The following is a 17,156-nucleotide window of genomic DNA, read 5'->3' on the forward strand; positions in this document are numbered from 1 at the left end:
TATATAAAACCTCTGACGCGGCCACGATTGGCGCCCCGCAAACTCCCCGGCAACGCGGGTGCGGCAACGCGGGTGCCTTGACACGAGTGCTGCGACACGAGTGCTGCGACGACGGGTCAGTGATACCGCCGCCGGGTTGCTCAGTCGCCGGCGTCGAGCCCCTGGTCGAAGCCGTGCGCGATCTGGTCGGCCAGCTCCTCGCGGTCTTCCAGCGGCAGGAACGCCGCCGCCGCCGCATTCTGCTGGAACACCTCGAGGTCGGACACGTCGTAACTGAAGGCATCCGCCAGTATCGACAACTCCCTGCTCAAAGTGGTGTTGCTCATGAGTCGGTTGTCCGTATTGACCGTGACGGCGAACCCGAGTTGGTAGAGCAGGTCGAACGGGTGTTTCTCGATCTCACTCCCCCACGCCGCGATCGCCCCGGTCTGCAGGTTCGAGGTCGGGCTCAGCTCCAGCGCGATACGCCGGTCCTTCACCCATTGCGCGACAGGTCCGACTGTGACGTACATCGTATCGGCATCCTCGCTGTCGACCTCCATGTCCTCGGCGATGCGCACCCCGTGCCCGAGCCTGAGCGCCCGCCCGTCGAAGAGGGCGGAGCGGATGCTGTCGATCCCGGCTGCCTCCCCGGCATGCACGGTGACGGGAAGATATTGCAGCGCCAGATAGTCGAACGTGCCTGCCATGAGGCTCGCCGGAAAGCCGTCTTCCGGACCGGCAACGTCGAATCCGACCACACCGTCCAACCGATGACGCACCGCAAGTTCGGCGATATCTCTCGCACGATCGCCCTGGCGCATCGCCGACAGGAGTTGGCCGACGCGGATGTCCCGGCCCAGGTGCGCCGCGTCGTCGACCCCCTCGTCGATCCCCTCCTGCACTGCGTGGACCGCGTCGTCGAGACTCAGGCCCCGCTCCAGGTGCTGTTCCGGAGCCCAGCGCACCTCGCCGTAGATCACGCCGTCGGCCACCAGGTCATTCACATATTCGCGGGCGCACCGCACCAACCCCTCCCGGGTCTGCATCACGGCGCACGTCACCTCGAACGTCTTCAGGTACTCGAGCAACGACCCCGAGTCGGATCGCTCGGCGAACCACCCGGCGAGCGCCTGGGGCTCCGTCTCGGGTAGCTCATAGCCGACCCCGTCGGCGAGTTCGATGATCGTCTGCGGCCTGAGGCCGCCGTCGAGGTGGTCGTGCAGGGAGATTTTGGGAAGATCTCGAATGCTCGCCCCACTCGCCAGCAGATAGTTCACATCTGTCAGTGCCACAACATCCTCCTCGACCGCCGGCGCCGGTGCCGGCATGCCAGTCCAAACCTACCGGCACCGCGCAACGAGCAACAGCGGCAGTTGCCCGGGATGCGGGTGCGCACCGTCTCTGATCCCGTCTGCCGCTACATTTGAGGAATGCCGAAGAAGATCATCCTGGACTGTGACCCGGGTCACGACGATGCCATCGCGCTGCTGCTCGCCCACGGGAACCCCGAGATCGAACTGGTCGCCGTCACCACCGTGGTCGGCAACCAGACGTTGGACAAGGTGACTCGCAACGCCCTCGCCGTCGCCGAGATCGCCGGCATCACCGGGGTTCCGTTCGCCGCGGGCATGCACCGCCCGCTGGTGCGCGAGGTCGAGACCGCACCGTCGATCCACGGCGACTCCGGCATGGACGGCCCCGTTCTGCCCGAACCGACGATGCCGTTGGATCCCCGTCATGCGGTCGACCTGATCATTGACACCATCATGGCCCACGAGGTTGGCGAGATCACTCTGGTCCCGACCGGAGGTCTGACCAACATTGCAATGGCCGCCCGGCGCGAGCCCCGCATCGTCGAGCGAGTCAAAGAGGTCGTACTCATGGGGGGTGGCTACAGCGTCGGCAACTGGAGCGCGGCCGCGGAGTTCAATATCGTGATCGACCCCGAGGCGGCCCACATCGTGTTCAACGAGAAGTGGCCGTTGACGATGGTGGGCCTGGATGTCACCCACCAGGCCCTCGCCACCCCCGATGTCGTGGCCGCTGTCGCCGCCGTCGGCACGAAGCCCGGCCAATTCGTGCTGGAGCTGCTGGAGTTCTTCGGCCGCACCTACAAAGTGGCCCAGGGATTTGATGCGCCGCCGGTGCACGACCCGTGCGCGGTCGCCTTCGTGATCGACCCGTCTGTCTTGCAGGTTCGCCGCGCGCCTCTCGACGTTGAGCTCACCGGCACCCTGACGTTGGGGATGACGGTCGCCGACTTTCGGTTGCCCGCACCTGCCGACTGCACCACCCAGGTAGCGGTGGGCCTCGATCAGGAGAAGTTCTGGGCTCTGGTGATCGACGCGCTGGAGAGGATCGGCAACCCCTGACCAGCATGATCCCATCGCTTGTGGCCACCGGCCGCGCCCGCCTCGCCCCCCGAGGCGGTCACCAGTGACCGTGTGGCTGGGCGAACTCGGAGTTCTCGGAGCGGCCCTGGCTGTGGTCTTCGTTCCCGGGCTGGCGCTTTCCTGGCTCCTCGGCGCGCGCGGAATCCTCCTGATCGGCTGGGCTGCCCCGTTCACGGCTGCGATCGTGGGGGTGACCGTGCTGGCTGCCCAGATCCTGCCCTTCCGGTGGGGACCGGCCGCCGTTCTGGTCAGCACGGTCGCCCTGTGCGCGCTCACCCGGGGCGCACGAGCGCTTTGGCGCCGCAGGTGGCCTGACGTGATGGCCGGCGGTGCCGGGCGACGCGACCTGGTCGTGGGGCTGATCGGGTTGCTGATCGGGGCCGCCTTGATCGCGCCGAGGCTGGCCGAAGCCTTCGGCGCCCCGTCGAACATCTCCCAGACCTTCGACAACGTTTACCACCTGAACGCGGTGCGGTTCATCGTCGACGGCGGCAGCGCCTCGCCGTTCCAGCAGATGATCCCCGGTTTCTATCCAGACCTGTGGCATGCCATCACCGCGCTGGTGGTGCAGACCACGGGCACCACCATCCCGATCGCCATCAATATCGTCAGCATCGTTCTCGGTGCGTTCGTCTGGCCGCTCAGTTGCATGCTCCTTGTGCGCGTGATCGTCGGGGCCCGACCGGTAGCCGTGCTGCTCGCCGCTGTGCTCGCCGCCGGCTTCGCAGGTTTCCCCCTCCTGATGCTCGACTTCGGGGTGCTCTACCCCAATGTGCTCTCCATCTCGTTGTTGCCGGCCGTCTTCGGCGCCGTCATCGTGGTCGCGCGGCTGGGCGCGCAGCCGGTGATCAGCGCGCCAGCGGCCCTGTGGACGCTCCTGGCGCTGGTCCCCGCACTCGCACTGGCCCATCCGAGCTCGCTGATGGCGTTGATCGCGGTGAGCTTCCCGATCGCCGTGGTGGCCGCGGTGCGCAACTTCCGCGAGCTGCGAGCCGCCGATGCCTCGCCCCGGGTCGTCGTGGCGACGGTGGCAGCCTGGTCGGCGGGGGTGAGCGCCGCGATTGTTCTGCTCCTTCTCGCACGCCCCACCCCGGAACAGGCGTTCTGGAAGCCCAATTCCACCGTCCTGAATGCCCTGTGGTCAGTCGTGTCGAACTCGGCGGCGGGGAAACCGGTCGCCTGGGCTGTCAGCATCCTGATGGTCATCGGTCTTGTGGCGCTGGTCGTGCAGCGCAGGCAGGGCTGGTTGGTCTGGTCCTTCATCGTGATGGCCGGGCTCTATGTCGTCTGCGCCAGCTTTCCTGTCGGGGTTCTCCGGTATGGCCTCACAGGGTCGTGGTACAGCGACAGCGTTCGCCTGGCCGCGCTACTGCCTGTCGTCGCACTCCCCCTGGCGACGGTCGGCGGCCTGTGGCTGATCGAATGGATCGTGGCGCTCAGCGCCCGCATTCGTTCCGCGAACCGCTCCGACAGCATCCGGGACGAGGCCGTCTCAGGGGCAGGCAGTGCACGTCCGGCACCCCCACCGATCAGCGCTGACGGAGCCCGCAGAAACAGCATCCGCCCGCGCGCCCTCACCTGGATCGTCGGCGCGGCGCTGATCACCGCCGTGGCCCTTGCCAGCCAGACGGGAGCCGCGATGCAGGCCGCGACGGCATCGGCAGAGCGAAGCTATCGGATCGGCGAACACGCCCCGCTGCTGTCACTGGATGAACAAACGTTGCTCGAGCGGCTGGACGCAGACGTCCCCGTCGATGCAGTGATCGTCGGGAGCCCCTGGACCGGCACCTCCCTCTCATTCGCGCTGGCGAACCGCTATTCCCTCATCCCGCACATCTACACCGAACTCGACCAGGACATGACCACCATTGTTGATCACCTGAATCAGGCGAAAAGCGATCCGCAGGTGTGTCCGGCGCTGGCGCGCACCGGTGTGCGGTTCGTGCTCGACTTCGGCCCCCACGAGGTGCACAACGGTTCGCATCCGTATCCCGGCCTGGCCGACCTGTCCGATTCCGACGCCGTCACCCTCATCGACGAGCAGGGCGATGCCCGACTGTATGAAGTGACCGCCTGCATGAAGTGACCGCCTGCCGGTGACACGGCCCGAGGCGCAGCCCCTGGTCAGTCGGCGAACGGCGCAAGGTTGGGCGTCGATGGGCTCGCCTGGATATCCAGCTGCAGGGCACTGATCAACAGCTGGGTGCCGATCATCAGGGGCAAGGCGGCCAGCATCACCGTGGCCGCGGTGGCGACGACGGAGCCCGCCACCTGAAAGGCCACCCAGATCGCGACGACAAGCCCGAAGCCGAACAGAATGATGCCGAGCACCAGAAGCAGAGCGATCGGGGAGAACGACCAGAGAACATAGCGGTACCAGATTCGTCGCCAGAATCCGCGCGTGAGAAGGCCCATGATCTCCGGAATCACCCGCCCCAGTTTGATCCCTGAGACCTCTGCGCCGTACAAAGCCGGGATGGGCACGTCAGTGGCCGAGACCTGCAAGATGTTCAAATGGATGAGCAGGTCGTTCTCGAAGCTGTACCGCTGGGCCACACGGCTGAGGTCCACCCGCTTCAACACCTCGGTTCGGATAGCGGTGTAGCCATTCTGCGGGTCGAACAAGTGCCAATATCCGGACGCCAGCTTGGTCATGAACGAGAGAACGATGTTACCGATCACGCGGTGCCTGGGCATCCCTTGGAACGACTCCGGTGAGAAGAACCGGTTCGCCTTGGCAAATCCGTAGCCCAGCTGGGTGACGTGATCCAGAAGTGCGGGCAGATGCTGCGGATCCATCTGGGCGTCGCCGGCCATCACCACGTTCACGTCTGAGCCCAGTGCCATCGCAGCCTGGTGCCCGGTGATGATCGCCCCTCCGACACCGAGGTTCTGCTCGTGTCTGATCAGTGTCACGCGAGGGTCAGCGCTCGAGCGCACCACGGTGCTCGTCTCATCGGGGCTGCAGTCGTCGACGATGACGATGTGGTCCACGTAATCGGGCATGGTGTCGATCACCGTCAGGATCATTTCGGCCTCGTTGTACGCCGGCACGACAGCGGCGATCACGGCTGAGTTGAACACTGGTCTCTCGTCCCTGCCTCACCCGAGGCGAATACCCAATAGCGGTAGATGAAGTAATTCCACACGGTGGTCACCGCTGTTGCGATGACTTTACCGCCAACCCACCCCACTGGTGAGTCATTGACCCACCCCACGATGAGGATCGTCGCCAGGGTGTTGAAGGCAACAAGGATCGCGTACCTCACCAGGGCCTGGCCGTGCGGTGACTGGGACGTGAAGGCGAACACTCGTTGGATCGAGTAGGTGAAGAAGAAGGAGACGAGGAACGCGGTGCCGGTGGCCAGCCAGAGGGGCCACAACAACACCAGTTTCAGCAACGCGAGTATGCCGAGGTCGACCAGGAACGCCGCGCCGCCGGCGAGCAGGTACCTGGTGGCACTGTGGTTCACCAGCCGAACCAGCCCGTTCGATGGCGGCAGGGGAACCTCGGCGCCGGCATCGGCCTCTGTGCCACTGCGCATTGCGTCTTCGCCTTTCATAATCCGTCGCCGAGAGGTGAGTAGATGGGGCAATAGCCGGCCGATAACCTCATCTGCTGCACTCTCGGCGCGTGGGGGGGGGGTGGGGTTGGGGGGTTGGGGTTGGGGGGGGGTGGGGTGGGAGCGGGGGGTGGGAGGTGGCGGGGGTGGGGGTGCGGGGGCTACTCGACGCGTTCGGCGATCAGGGGGCCGCCGTCGAGCACCTTCTCGGAGGCGCTCCCGATGCGGTACGCCCCCTCCAACGCCTCCAACGCACGCGCGAACCGCGCCGGCTCGTCTGCCGACAGCGTGAACAGGGGTTGCCCGGCCGTCACGGTGTCGCCCGGCTTGGCGTGCAGGTCGATCCCCACCGCGTGCTGCACCGGGTCCTGCTTGCGGGCGCGCCCCGCACCCAGGCGCCAGGCCGCGACACCGAAGGGTAGCGCCAGCTGCTCGACGAGCACGCCGTCACTGTCGGCGGTGACCACGTGAGTCTCGCGGGCGATCGGAAGCGCGGCATCCGGGTCTCCGTCCTGCGCGCGAATGAAGGCGCGCCAGGTATCCATCGCCCGCCCGTCGTCGAGGGCCGCCTCCACGTCGGCGTCGGGCTGTCCCGTCAGGGCCAGCATCTCCCGGGCAAGCGCAACCGTGAGCTCACGAACGTCGGCGGGGCCGCCGCCGGCGAGGATCTCCACCGACTCGCGCACCTCATTCGCATTGCCGATGGCGAGGCCGAGAACCACATTCATGTTCGTCAAAAGGGCCCGGGTCTTGACACCGGCGTCGTTGCCGAGGTCGACCATCGTACGGGCCAGTTCTCGGGAACGATCGATGTCTTTCAGGAATGCGCCGGAACCGAACTTCACGTCCAGTACCAGCGACTCGGTGCCTTCCGCGATCTTCTTGCTCATGATCGACGACGCAATCAGGGGGATCGATTCGACCGTGCCGGTGATGTCACGCAGGGCATACAGTTTGCCGTCGGCCGGGGCGAGCCCGGAACCGGCCGCACAGATGACTCCGCCGATCGAAGCCAGTTGGTCGAACATCTCCTGGTTCGTGAGGTTCGCCCGCCAGCCCGAGATCGACTCGAGTTTGTCGAGGGTTCCCCCGGTGTGGCCGAGCCCACGACCGGACAGTTGCGGCACGGCCACGCCGAAGCAGGCCACCAGCGGCATCAGGGGCAACGTGATCTTGTCGCCCACTCCGCCCGTCGAGTGCTTGTCGACGGTCGGTTTTCCGAGCGATGCAAAACTCATCGTCTCACCGCTTCTGATCATGGCCATGGTCAGGTCACGCACCTCGCGCCGGTTCATCCCATTCAGAAAGATCGCCATTGTCATGGCAGCCATCTGTTCGTCTCCGATGAACCCGCGCGTGTAGGCGTCGATCATCCACGAGATCTGCTCGGTCGACAGTTCGGCCGCATCCCGCTTGGCGTGGATCAGGTCGACAGTGTCGAAGGCTTCAAGGGCTGAGGAGGACATCGGTGACTGCTTTCTGTAGCGCGATCATACTTCTGGACGAGCATCGTGTTGGCTGGCCCTTGTGCTGAGTGGGCATTGTGTTGCGTCGGACTTGCGTGACACGGGATTTGTGTTGAGTGACGATTGTGTTCAGTGACGATTGTGTTCAGTGACGATTGTGTTCAGTGACGATTGTGTTGAGTGGCGCCGGTGGCCGATGCCGCAGAGAGGATCCTCAGGAGCACGGCTCAGGAGCCCGAATACTCGGCCAGGGTACGCGGTCCGAATGCGTCGGGAATGACCTCTTCGATGGTACGGATGCCCGAGACGGTCTCGAGTTGCATGCCGGGAACCGCGTGCTCGAACAACAGCTGCCGGCAGCGTCCGCAGGGCATCAGGGTGTTGCCGTGCCCGTCGACGCAGGAGAAGGCCACCAGTTGCCCGCCGCCGGTGGCGTGCAGGGTTGAGACCAGTCCGCACTCCGCGCAGAGAGTCAGCCCGTACGACGCGTTCTCCACGTTGCATCCGGAGATGATGCGACCGTCGGTGACCAGGGCGGCAACCCCGACCGGGAACTTCGAATACGGCACGTAGGCGTTCTCGACCGCCGAGAGTGCCGCAGCACGCAGCACCCCCCAGTCGATCTCGCCGCTGGGCGCGGCTTGATTGGTTTCATTCATGTTTTCGACTGTATCCGCCCTTCATCGCAACTGCCACCGCCGACGAAAGCCACCCTGTTCGCACAGGCCGGGGCGCCCGGCACCCGCCACAGGTCGCTATTTGATATACGGCTTGCCGTCAGCTGCCGGCGCTCTCGACTTTCCGACGAACCCGGCGACAGCCAGGATCGTGACGACGTACGGCAGCATCAGCATGAACTCACTCGGCACGGGCGAGCCGATCACGCCGAGCACGCTCTGCAGGTTCGTGGCGAACCCGAACAGGAGTGCCGCCATCGTGGCCTTCAGCGGATCCCACTGGCCGAAGATCACAGCGGCCAACGCGATGAAGCCCGCTCCTGCGGTCATCTCCTTGTTGAACGCACCGACTGAGCCCAGAGTGAAGTAGGCACCGCCCATTCCGGCCACGGCACCGGCCAGGGACACGTTCCAGAAACGGGTGACCCCCACTTTGATTCCGACCGTGTCCGCGGCCTGGGGGTGCTCGCCCACCGACCGCACGCGCAGCCCCCAGCGGGTGTGGAAGAGCCCGTACCAGACGACGAAGACCGTCACGTACATGATGTAGATGATGATTGTCTGCTGGAACAGCAACGGTCCGATGATCGGAATCTGGCTGAGCACCGGGATCTCGATCCGGGGGAACCGGGCCGGCTGGTTGAACATCTGCGGGTTCGCCGTCATGATCGTCGAGTAGAAGAAGCTTGTCAGCCCGAGAACCAGCACGTTGAGCACAACACCGACGATGATCTGGTCGACCAGATATTTGATCGCGAATGCGGCGAGCACGAACGACACCAGCATGCCGGCCACCATGGCGCCGAACAGCCCGGCGAAGGCATTGCCGGTGAGGGTGGCCACCATGGCTGAGACGAAGGCACCGGCAAGCATCTGCCCTTCAATGGCAATGTTGACGACCCCCGAGCGCTCCGAGATGACACCACCGAGCGCGCCGAAGATCAGCGGTGCGCTCAGTGCGACCGTTCCCAGCAGCAGTCCGTAGACCGGGATCGATGCGCCGGCTCCCGCCCAGGCCAGAAAGCCCACCAGGAAGAGGAACGCGAAGATCGCAACGATCCACAGCGGCGTCTTGCGCTCGGTCTGCACGCGGTAGGCGCTGTAAGCGGTCAGCCCCGCGAGCAGCACCGTGATAACGATGCCCGTGGCAACCGTCGGCAGCTGGATCACCGGCAATTGGATGGCGGTGGCATCGGCGGTCAGCTTGAACGAGCTGGTGCCCTCCCTGCCGTTCAGCACGAACAGCAGTAGTGCCACGATGGTGACTACGCCGAAGGAGATCGGCGCCTTCCAGTTCTTGACGAAGGCCTTCTCCAGGACGATCTTGTCGGCCCCGGCCCCTGATGTCTGGCTCACAGCGCTCATTAGACTGCCTCAATCTTCGTCCGCTTGCGGAACACGCCGGGGGTGGGCAAGTGGAACACCGCCCGCACCAAAGGTGGCGCCGCGATGAACAGCACAATCATCGACTGTACGACCAGCACGATATCAATCGGAATGCCCTGTGCGGCCTGCATCGCATATCCGCCCGCTTTGAAGGCTCCGAACAGAATGGCGGCCCAGAAGATGCCCCAGGGTTTCGACCGGCCGAGCAGGGCCACGGTGATCGCGTCGAAACCGATCCCCGCGTCGATTCCCGAGCTGAAGCCCGTTGTCACTGTGCCGAGAATCTGGGAGACACCGGCGAGCCCGACCAGCGCGCCGGAGATCACCATCGACCAGATGAACATCGCACCGACGTTGATTCCTGCCACCCGCGCGGCGTTCGGGTTGTACCCGACCGCCTTGAACTTGAAGCCGAGGCTGGAGCGTTCGAGGATCCACCACACGATGATGACGGCGATGATCGCGAAGACCAGTCCCAGGTTGACGCTGTACCTCTCGCCGAACAGAGGCGGGAACACCACGGTGTCCTTCATCGGCGGCGACTTCGGGTTGTTCGACCCGGGCGCCTGCAGTGCGCCGGGGGTGCGCAGCAAGAACGAGACCAGATAGAACGCCACGAAGTTCAACATGATCGTGGTGATGACCTCGTGCGCCCCGGTCTTCGCCTTGAGCAGGCCGACGATGCCGCCCCAGAGCGCCCCGCCGATGAGACCACCGATCACGGCAACGATCATGTGGATGCCCGCGGGCAGGTCGAGCGCGAAGCCGATCCAGCCCGCGATCGCGATTGCAATCAGCATCTGGCCACGGCCACCGATGTTGAACAGGCCCACCCGGAAGCCGAGGCCGATGCCGAGACCGGCCATGATCAGCGGGGTGGCGAAGTTCAAAGTGTCCATGAACGGTTTGATGCCGTTCAGGAAACCCTCGCGACGGAAGTTGTAGACCGAGCCCTGGAACAGCGAGCTGTATGCCCCGGACACCGCGAGCCAGACGGCGTTGAGCATATCGCCGGGCTTGGCAAAGAAGTAGCCCGCCGTCGCCTGTACGGTCTTGTCGGTCACGGCGATCAGGATCGCTCCGGCAACCATGGCGAGCACGATTGACAGGATCGAGATCATGATCGACCCGCCCATGATCTCGTTCATCGCGACCCGCCAGCGCGACGGTGGTTCCGGTTCCACCGGACCCGTGGACACCAACGGCCCTTCCAGATGCGCGATCCCGGTGTCGGACATGCCCGAGCTCGACAGTCCGGGGTTCGGCTCGTTGGTCGGTTGGTCGGTCATGCAACTGCTCCTCGGCTGTCGTGATGTTCTCCGGCCATCATCAGCCCGAGAACGTCTCTCGAAGTATCTCCCGGAACGATGCCGATGATTCCGCCGCGGTACATCACCGCGACGCGGTCAGCCAGTGCGGCGACCTCGTCGAGTTCGGTGGAGACCACGATGACTGCCACCCCGGCATCCCTGGCGGCCACGATCTGGGTGTGAACGAACTCGATCGAACCCACGTCAAGGCCCCGGGTGGGCTGTGCCGCGACGAACAGGCGCAATTCGCGACTCAACTCGCGTGCGAGCACGACCTTCTGCTGGTTTCCGCCGGAGAGCCGGCCGACCAGCGTACGGATCCCCTGCGCCCGGATGTCGAACTGCTCGACCTTCTCCTCGGCGAAGGTCGCAAGGTAGCCAAGTTGCAGGTTGCCGAACTTCACGAACGGCTCCCCGTCGGAGCGGTCGAGCATGAGGTTCTCGGCCACGGTGAAGTCCCCGACCAGCCCGTCCACGTTGCGGTCCTCCGGGACAAAACCCACCCCGGAGTTCAGCACCTTGTTGACGCTCAGCCGGTTCAGCGGCTTCCCGTCGAGCGAGATCTCACCGGTGACGTGCTGCTGCAGGCCCATGATCGCCTCGGTCAACTCGGTCTGTCCGTTGCCTTGGACTCCGGCGATCGCCAGGATCTCGCCTGCTCGCACCTCGAACGAGACCCGGTTCACCACCATCTGGCCGACGTGGTCTATCACCGACAGGTCTTTCACGACGAGGGCCGGTGCGCCGGGATCGGCCGGGCCCTTGTCGATCATCAGGTCGACGGCGCGGCCGACCATCAGCGATGCCAGTTCCTCGTTCGTCGCGGTGGGTTCGGCCTCACCCACCACCTTGCCCAATCGGATGACCGTGATGCGGTCGGCGACCTCGCGCACTTCGCGCAGTTTGTGGGTGATGAACACGATCGCGGTACCGGCGTCGCGCAGCTGCTTCATGATCAGCATGAGCTCATCGGTCTCCTGCGGCGTCAACACGGCCGTCGGCTCGTCGAAGACCAGCACCTGGGCGTTCTTGGAAAGCGCCTTGATGATCTCGACCCGTTGCTGCACCCCCACGGGCAGGTCTTCGACCAACGCGTCGGGGTCGAGGTCGAAACCGAACCGGTCGCTGAGTTCGCGAACCGTCTTGCGCGTCGCCGTCATGTTGAGGCGTCCGCCGAAGGTGGTCTCCTCGTGGCCGAGCATCACGTTCTCGGCGACGGTGAACACGGGGATCAGCATGAAGTGCTGGTGCACCATCCCGATTCCGGCAGCCATTGCGTCGCCGGGACCGGCGAAGTCCTGCACCACGTCATCGAGCAGGATCTCGCCCTCTTCGGCGTGGTACAGCCCGTAGAGCACGTTCATAAGGGTGGACTTGCCCGCACCGTTCTCGCCGAGAAGGCAGTGGATCTCGCCGGGATTGACCGTCAGGTTGATGTTGTCGTTGGCGACCAGAGAACCAAATCGCTTGGTAATGCCTCGAAGTTCGAGCTTCATGTTGAGTCAATCTACCTTTCGGCGTGCACCGCATTGTGTTGCCACGACGAGCTGTGTTGCCATGAAGCGACGTGTCGCTTCAAAATGAAGGATGCCAGGGAAAAAATAACGTGTGACGGGGAGACCAGCAGAGCGCTGGTCTCCCCGACACAACGATGTCAGTGCCTGTTACTTAGGTGACGACGGCGACTCGACCTTGATCGTGCCGGCGATGATGTCTGCCGTGATGGCGGACAGCTCGGCCTGCAGATCCGGGTTGATCTTCGACTCGTAGTCGTGGAACGGCGCGATGCCCACTCCACCGTTCTCCAGCGTGCCGATATACGGCGTGCTGTCGAACTTGCCGTCGGCCGCGGCCTTGGTGACTTCTTCAACACCGGGCTTGATGCCCTTCATGATCGAGGTCAGGAACAGGTCGGAGTTCTCCGGGTTGGTCTCGAACACGTCAGCGTCGACACCGATCAGGGCGATCGGCTTGCTGGCGTCGCGAATCGCTTCGGCGGCGCTCAGGAAGATCGGTCCGCCGACTGGGAGGATCACGTCGGCACCCGCGTCGATCAGCGTCTGTGCTGCCTGCTTCGCGTCGGTTCCGGCGGCGAAGCCACCGGTGAAGCTGCCGTTCTGGGATTTGACATCCCAGCCCTTGACCTCGACGGTGTCTTTGTTCTTCTCGTTGTAGTAGTTCACTCCGTCAACGAAACCATCCATGAAGATGGTGACGGGCGGGATCGGCAATCCACCGAACGTTCCCACGATCTTCGAGGTCGAGTAGCTCGCGGCTGCGTAGCCGGCCAGGAATGCTGCCTGGGCGGTGTCATAGACCAACGGCTTGACGTTCGGCAGGTCGATCGAGTTGTCGTCGATGATCGCGAAGTTGATGTCCTTGTTCGCCTTGGCCGCGTCGTCCGTGGCTGCAGCCAGGTTGAAGCCGACCGTGACGATCAGGTTGCAGCCCTGGTCGATCAGGTTGTTGATGTTGGGTGCGAAGTCGGTGTCTGACTGGGACTCAGCCTGCTTGAACTGGGTTCCGAGCGCGGCCGAGGCCTCCTTCAGCCCCTCGAAGCCCAACTGGTTGAACGACTTGTCGTCGAACCCGCCCGAGTCCGAGACCATGCAGCCCAAGAAGTCGGCGTTGGTCGCGGGTGCTTGCGATTCGGTTGCACCGCTTGCAGACGGTGCAGGTGCGGCGTCGGGCGCGGATGCGCAGGCAGCCAACATGCCAACCATGGCCATCGTGGTCAGGCCCGCGAGCGCAGCCCTGCGTGTGGTGAGTCTCAAAATATCCTCCAAGGTGCTGGCCCTGCATGGTGCGAGGGCTGTCATTAGGTATGACGCTACCGAATGAACTGCCTGCGCATGTGAGCATTCTCACTTCGCTACCGAACAGTTACAATCGCGCCAACTCGCTGAAGTCTACGACAGTTGAGAATTACTTCGTGACGAACCCGATGCTCTCGTTCCCGTCGCCGTGGACTCAGTTGCTACTCGGGGTGCTCGGCGATGTGACAACGATGGCGCCGTCAATGATCTGCTGGCGCAACTGGTCGATCTCGCCGGCCAGTTCGGTGCTGACCAGGTCGGCCCGATCGTGGAACGGCGCGATCTCCACCCCACCATTTTTGAGCGTACCGATGAACGCGCTGTTGTCGAAGACACCGTCGATGTCGCCGCCGACGATGCTGATCACGGCATCCTGAGTGTTCTTCAACACACTGGTCAGGACGATCGGCCGAAACTCGGCCGGCAGCGTCTCGAAGCCGTCGTTGTCGACCCAGATCAGGCTGGCCGCGCCACCGGCGTCGACCACTGCGGCGGCGGCCCCCTCACCGACCTGGCCGGCCACCGGCAGAATCACGTCGGCCCCGGCATCCAGGAAGGCCTGCGCCTTCGCCTTGCCCTTGGTGGTGTCCTCATAGTCGCCGGTGAACTCGCCGTCCTGCTTGGCCTTGTTCCAGCCGAGCAGTTTCACGGTGGTGCCGTGCACCTGGTTGTACTGGTCGATGCCGTCGGAGAAGCCGTCCATGAACAGGGTCACCGGCGGCTGGTTGTCGCCGCCGAAGGTGGCCACGATGCCGGTCTTCGAGACGCCCGCCGCCAGATAGCCTGCAAGATACGAGGCCTCGGCCGTGTTGAACACGATCGGCTTGATGTTCGGGGCGTCGACCTGCTCGTCGACGATGGAGAAATGCACGTCGGGGTGGGCTGTCGCCTGGGCAAGGGTCGCATCGGCCAGTTCCCAGCCGACCGTGAGCACGTACTGGCATCCCGTTGCGACGGCCTGCTCGACGTTAGGGCCGACATCCGTTTCGGTCTTGGAGACGATGGCCTGCACGTCAATGCCGTACTTCTCACCGGCGCTCTGCAGCCCCTCCCAACTGGACTGGTTGAACGACCTGTCTTGCAGGCCACCGGAGTTGGTGACCATGCGAGCACAGTAGTCCGCGTTCGCCGACGCGCTTTCCGACGGTGACGGCCCCGTGGAAGTGTCGGGCGCACTCGCACAGCCCGCGAGGAGCAGGCCGGCGGCTGAGAGCAGGACGAGGGGCCGAAGAAACGCAGATTTGGGCATGGGAAGAGTCTAGAGGGAACCCACCACGGGGACAGTTGGGCGAGAGAGCCGGGCGGTCCTGCTACAGAACGTCGCCGCGCCCGGAGAGTCGCAGCGCGTCGACGACCGACTTCACCTTCTGGGCGTTGGCTCCGGTGGTCACCAGCAGTGCGTCGGGGGTGTCCACCACCACGATGTCGTCCACGCCGATGAGGGCGATTGTGCGGCCCCCCTCGGAGACGACGATCCCGCTGGATGAGTCGGCCAGCACCCGGGCATCGGCTCCCAGGATCGCCAGATTCGACTTGCGGCCGCCCGAGTGAAGGCGCGCGATCGAGGCGAAGTCTCCCACGTCGTCCCAGTCGAAGTCGCCGGGAACGACGGCCAGCCTCCCGGCGGCGGCGGCGGGTTCCGCCACCGAGTAGTCGATCGCAATCTTGGTGAGGTTCGGCCACACCGCGTCGACGACCATGCCGCGGCGTGACGTGTCCCAGGCTTCTGCGAGCTCGATCACCCCGGCAGCCAACTCGGGTTGGGAGAGGGCCAACTCCTCGAGAAGCCGCTCCGCCCGGGCAATGAACATTCCGGCGTTCCAGAGATAGTTGCCGCTGGCCAGGTATCGTTCGGCGGTTCGGGCATCCGGCTTCTCCACGAATTCCGACACCGTGAGGGCGTGCGGCGCCCCGGCACAGTTCAGCGGCTCCCCGGCATGGATGTAACCGAAGCCCACCGATGGGCCCGACGGTTTGATGCCGATGGTGGCGATGTAGTCGGCACGCGCGGCGACCACCGCCTCCTCCACGCAGTGCCTGAAGCCGGTCTGGTCGGTGATCACGTGGTCGGCGGCGAAAGAACCGATGATGACGCCGGGTTCCCGCCTACTCAGGATCGCAGCGGCCAGTCCGATCGCCGCAGACGATTCGCGCGGGTCGGATTCGAGAACAACGTTCTGGTCGGCGAGCGTCGGCAGTTGGGCCTCCACGGCGGCACGGTGCGCCCGGCCGGTCACCACCATGATGCGCTGCTCGCCCGACACGGGGGCCAGCCGGTCCCAGGTGTCTCGCAACAGGGTCTGGCCGCTTCCGGTCAGGTCGTGCAAGAACTTCGGAGCGCCGGCGCGGGAGAGCGGCCACAGCCTGGAGCCGATGCCGCCGGCCGGGATCACACTGTAGAAACCTTCTATCGGTGCTGCGGATCTGCGAGCTCGAGTCATCCTTCGAGACTAGCGCTCGGGCCCCGAAACCGGCCGAAGCGAGGCCGCGGACCCGGGCGGCGTGCCGAACGAGAAGCCCGATCGACGAAAGCGGTAGAGTATTTTTACGCATAGTGCGCATGAGTGCTGGTTCATCGGGGGAGTTCGCCCCCGGAATTGCACAGCCGTAGGAGGGTTGTCCCGTGTCATCTCAACCGACAGAGACCCAAGCGCCGACACGCCGACGCAAGCCACGGCCGGCGGGAACGCTGTACCGCGGCGACATCACCGGCCTGTGGTCATGGGTTCTGCACCGGATCACCGGTGTCGCCATTTTCTTCTTTCTGCTCGTCCACATCCTGGACACAGCCTTGGTGCGCATCAGCCCGGCCGCGTACGACGCGGTGATCGGCACCTACAAGACCCCGATCATGGGCCTCGGAGAAGTCGCTCTCGTGGGCGCGATCGCCTACCACGCCTTCAACGGTCTGCGCATCATCCTGGTCGACTTCTGGCAGTGGGGAACCACACACCAGCGTCTCCTGTCCTGGATCGTGATCGCGCTGTGGGTCATCACCATGGCCGGTTTCGTCCCCCGTCACTTGATCAGCGTCTTCACCGGCCAGTAGGAGCGCCGAACACATGTCTGTCACCATCGAAAACCCACGCTCCCCATACACGCGCCCTCGCGTGGGCGGGTTGAACATCGAGAAGTGGGGCTGGATCTACATGCGCGTCTCCGGCGTCGTGCTGGTCGTGCTGATCTTCGGGCACCTGTTTGTGAACCTGATGCTCGGCACCGGCGTGCACCAGATCGACTTCGCCTTCGTCGGCGGCAAATGGTCCGACCCGTTCTGGCAGTGGTGGGACACCATCATGCTGTGGCTGGCCATGATCCACGGCGCCAACGGAATGCGCACCATCGTGAACGACTACGTGCGCAAGGTCCAGGTCGCCCGGGTGCTCAAGGTCGCACTCTTCGCCTCGGCCGCCATCCTGATCATCCTCGGCACCCTCGTCGCGTTCACCTTTGATCCCTGCCCGGCCGGCGCTCCCGCCGACCTCGTCGCATCCTTCTGCCCGGTCTCGTAGCCCGGGCCCGAGCAACATACCGGAGACATTCGTGACTGATAAGAACGCCCG

15 protein-coding genes are annotated in these 17,156 nt (G+C 64.7%); 4 read left to right on the forward strand and 11 right to left on the reverse strand.

The window, feature by feature from the left end; genetic code table 11:
- Window positions 1-140: 140 nt before the first annotated feature.
- Window positions 141-1,310 (reverse strand): adenosine deaminase, encoded by a 1,170-nt coding sequence (locus tag DL891_RS01295; protein WP_111718596.1) that lies wholly within the window; start codon window positions 1,308-1,310, stop codon window positions 141-143.
- A 102-nt stretch (window positions 1,311-1,412) separates the two neighbouring features.
- Here DL891_RS01295 and DL891_RS01300 point away from each other — a divergent pair, with 102 nt between their 5' ends.
- Both DL891_RS01300 and DL891_RS01305 read left to right on the forward strand, forming a co-directional pair.
- Window positions 1,413-2,354: a nucleoside hydrolase gene (locus DL891_RS01300; RefSeq protein ID WP_111718597.1), complete on the forward strand. Its 942-nt coding sequence runs from the start codon at window positions 1,413-1,415 to the stop codon at window positions 2,352-2,354.
- 64 nt (window positions 2,355-2,418) lie between these two features.
- Complete coding sequence (locus DL891_RS01305) at window positions 2,419-4,461, forward strand: DUF6541 family protein (RefSeq protein WP_111718598.1); 2,043 nt, start codon at window positions 2,419-2,421, stop codon at window positions 4,459-4,461.
- Window positions 4,462-4,499: 38 nt separating this feature from the next.
- Here DL891_RS01305 and DL891_RS01310 read toward each other — a convergent pair whose 3' ends face one another.
- From DL891_RS01310 to DL891_RS01360, 10 genes are all read right to left on the reverse strand, one after another.
- Window positions 4,500-5,459: a glycosyltransferase family 2 protein gene (locus DL891_RS01310; protein WP_111718599.1), complete on the reverse strand. Its 960-nt coding sequence runs from the start codon at window positions 5,457-5,459 to the stop codon at window positions 4,500-4,502.
- Window positions 5,441-5,920, reverse strand: coding sequence for a GtrA family protein (locus DL891_RS01315; protein ID WP_157962347.1), 480 nt, complete (start codon window positions 5,918-5,920; stop codon window positions 5,441-5,443). Before DL891_RS01315 ends, DL891_RS01310 begins: the two co-directional genes overlap by 19 nt.
- A 179-nt stretch (window positions 5,921-6,099) precedes the next feature.
- Window positions 6,100-7,404, reverse strand: a complete 1,305-nt coding sequence (locus DL891_RS01325) for a thymidine phosphorylase (RefSeq protein WP_111718601.1) — start codon at window positions 7,402-7,404, stop codon at window positions 6,100-6,102.
- A 227-nt stretch (window positions 7,405-7,631) separates the two neighbouring features.
- Window positions 7,632-8,063, reverse strand: coding sequence for a cytidine deaminase (locus DL891_RS01330; protein ID WP_111718602.1), 432 nt, complete (start codon window positions 8,061-8,063; stop codon window positions 7,632-7,634).
- A gap of 96 nt (window positions 8,064-8,159) precedes the next feature.
- The gene (locus DL891_RS01335) at window positions 8,160-9,437 is read right to left on the reverse strand and encodes an ABC transporter permease (RefSeq protein ID WP_232818946.1); all 1,278 of its coding nucleotides are present in this window, start codon (window positions 9,435-9,437) and stop codon (window positions 8,160-8,162) included.
- 8 nt (window positions 9,438-9,445) lie between these two features.
- The gene (locus tag DL891_RS01340) at window positions 9,446-10,756 is read right to left on the reverse strand and encodes an ABC transporter permease (RefSeq protein ID WP_232818947.1); all 1,311 of its coding nucleotides are present in this window, start codon (window positions 10,754-10,756) and stop codon (window positions 9,446-9,448) included.
- Window positions 10,753-12,273 (reverse strand): ABC transporter ATP-binding protein, encoded by a 1,521-nt coding sequence (locus DL891_RS01345; protein ID WP_111718604.1) that lies wholly within the window; start codon window positions 12,271-12,273, stop codon window positions 10,753-10,755. The genes DL891_RS01340 and DL891_RS01345 overlap by 4 nt, the downstream gene beginning before the upstream one ends.
- Before the next feature lie 168 nt (window positions 12,274-12,441).
- Window positions 12,442-13,551: a BMP family protein gene (locus DL891_RS01350; protein ID WP_111718605.1), complete on the reverse strand. Its 1,110-nt coding sequence runs from the start codon at window positions 13,549-13,551 to the stop codon at window positions 12,442-12,444.
- Between the two features lie 196 nt (window positions 13,552-13,747).
- Window positions 13,748-14,842: a BMP family protein gene (locus DL891_RS01355; protein ID WP_111718606.1), complete on the reverse strand. Its 1,095-nt coding sequence runs from the start codon at window positions 14,840-14,842 to the stop codon at window positions 13,748-13,750.
- Between the two features lie 61 nt (window positions 14,843-14,903).
- Complete coding sequence (locus DL891_RS01360) at window positions 14,904-16,034, reverse strand: mannose-1-phosphate guanylyltransferase (RefSeq protein ID WP_111718607.1); 1,131 nt, start codon at window positions 16,032-16,034, stop codon at window positions 14,904-14,906.
- Between the two features lie 182 nt (window positions 16,035-16,216).
- Here DL891_RS01360 and sdhC point away from each other — a divergent pair, with 182 nt between their 5' ends.
- Both sdhC and DL891_RS01370 read left to right on the forward strand, forming a co-directional pair.
- Window positions 16,217-16,642 (forward strand): succinate dehydrogenase, cytochrome b556 subunit, encoded by a 426-nt coding sequence (gene sdhC, locus DL891_RS01365; protein ID WP_111718608.1) that lies wholly within the window; start codon window positions 16,217-16,219, stop codon window positions 16,640-16,642.
- Window positions 16,643-16,655: 13 nt separating this feature from the next.
- Window positions 16,656-17,105, forward strand: coding sequence for a succinate dehydrogenase hydrophobic membrane anchor subunit (locus tag DL891_RS01370; protein ID WP_111718609.1), 450 nt, complete (start codon window positions 16,656-16,658; stop codon window positions 17,103-17,105).
- Window positions 17,106-17,156 lie beyond the last annotated feature (51 nt).

Source organism: Homoserinimonas sp. OAct 916, assembly GCF_003260275.1.
Lineage (GTDB): Bacteria > Actinomycetota > Actinomycetes > Actinomycetales > Microbacteriaceae > OACT-916.

What these genes read in the sequence shown, in the direction of transcription:
- DL891_RS01345 (WP_111718604.1), bottom strand. Translation starts at nt 12,273, where the DNA reads ATGAAGCTCGAACTTCGAGGCATTACCAAGCGATTTGGTTCTCTGGTC.
- DL891_RS01370 (WP_111718609.1), top strand. Translation starts at nt 16,656, where the DNA reads ATGTCTGTCACCATCGAAAACCCACGCTCCCCATACACGCGCCCTCGC.
- DL891_RS01360 (WP_111718607.1), bottom strand. Translation starts at nt 16,034, where the DNA reads ATGACTCGAGCTCGCAGATCCGCAGCACCGATAGAAGGTTTCTACAGT.
- DL891_RS01355 (WP_111718606.1), bottom strand. Translation starts at nt 14,842, where the DNA reads ATGCCCAAATCTGCGTTTCTTCGGCCCCTCGTCCTGCTCTCAGCCGCC.
- DL891_RS01315 (WP_157962347.1), bottom strand. Translation starts at nt 5,920, where the DNA reads ATGCGCAGTGGCACAGAGGCCGATGCCGGCGCCGAGGTTCCCCTGCCG.
- DL891_RS01330 (WP_111718602.1), bottom strand. Translation starts at nt 8,063, where the DNA reads ATGAATGAAACCAATCAAGCCGCGCCCAGCGGCGAGATCGACTGGGGG.
- DL891_RS01340 (WP_232818947.1), bottom strand. Translation starts at nt 10,756, where the DNA reads ATGACCGACCAACCGACCAACGAGCCGAACCCCGGACTGTCGAGCTCG.
- DL891_RS01300 (WP_111718597.1), top strand. Translation starts at nt 1,413, where the DNA reads ATGCCGAAGAAGATCATCCTGGACTGTGACCCGGGTCACGACGATGCC.
- DL891_RS01325 (WP_111718601.1), bottom strand. Translation starts at nt 7,404, where the DNA reads ATGTCCTCCTCAGCCCTTGAAGCCTTCGACACTGTCGACCTGATCCAC.
- DL891_RS01295 (WP_111718596.1), bottom strand. Translation starts at nt 1,310, where the DNA reads ATGCCGGCACCGGCGCCGGCGGTCGAGGAGGATGTTGTGGCACTGACA.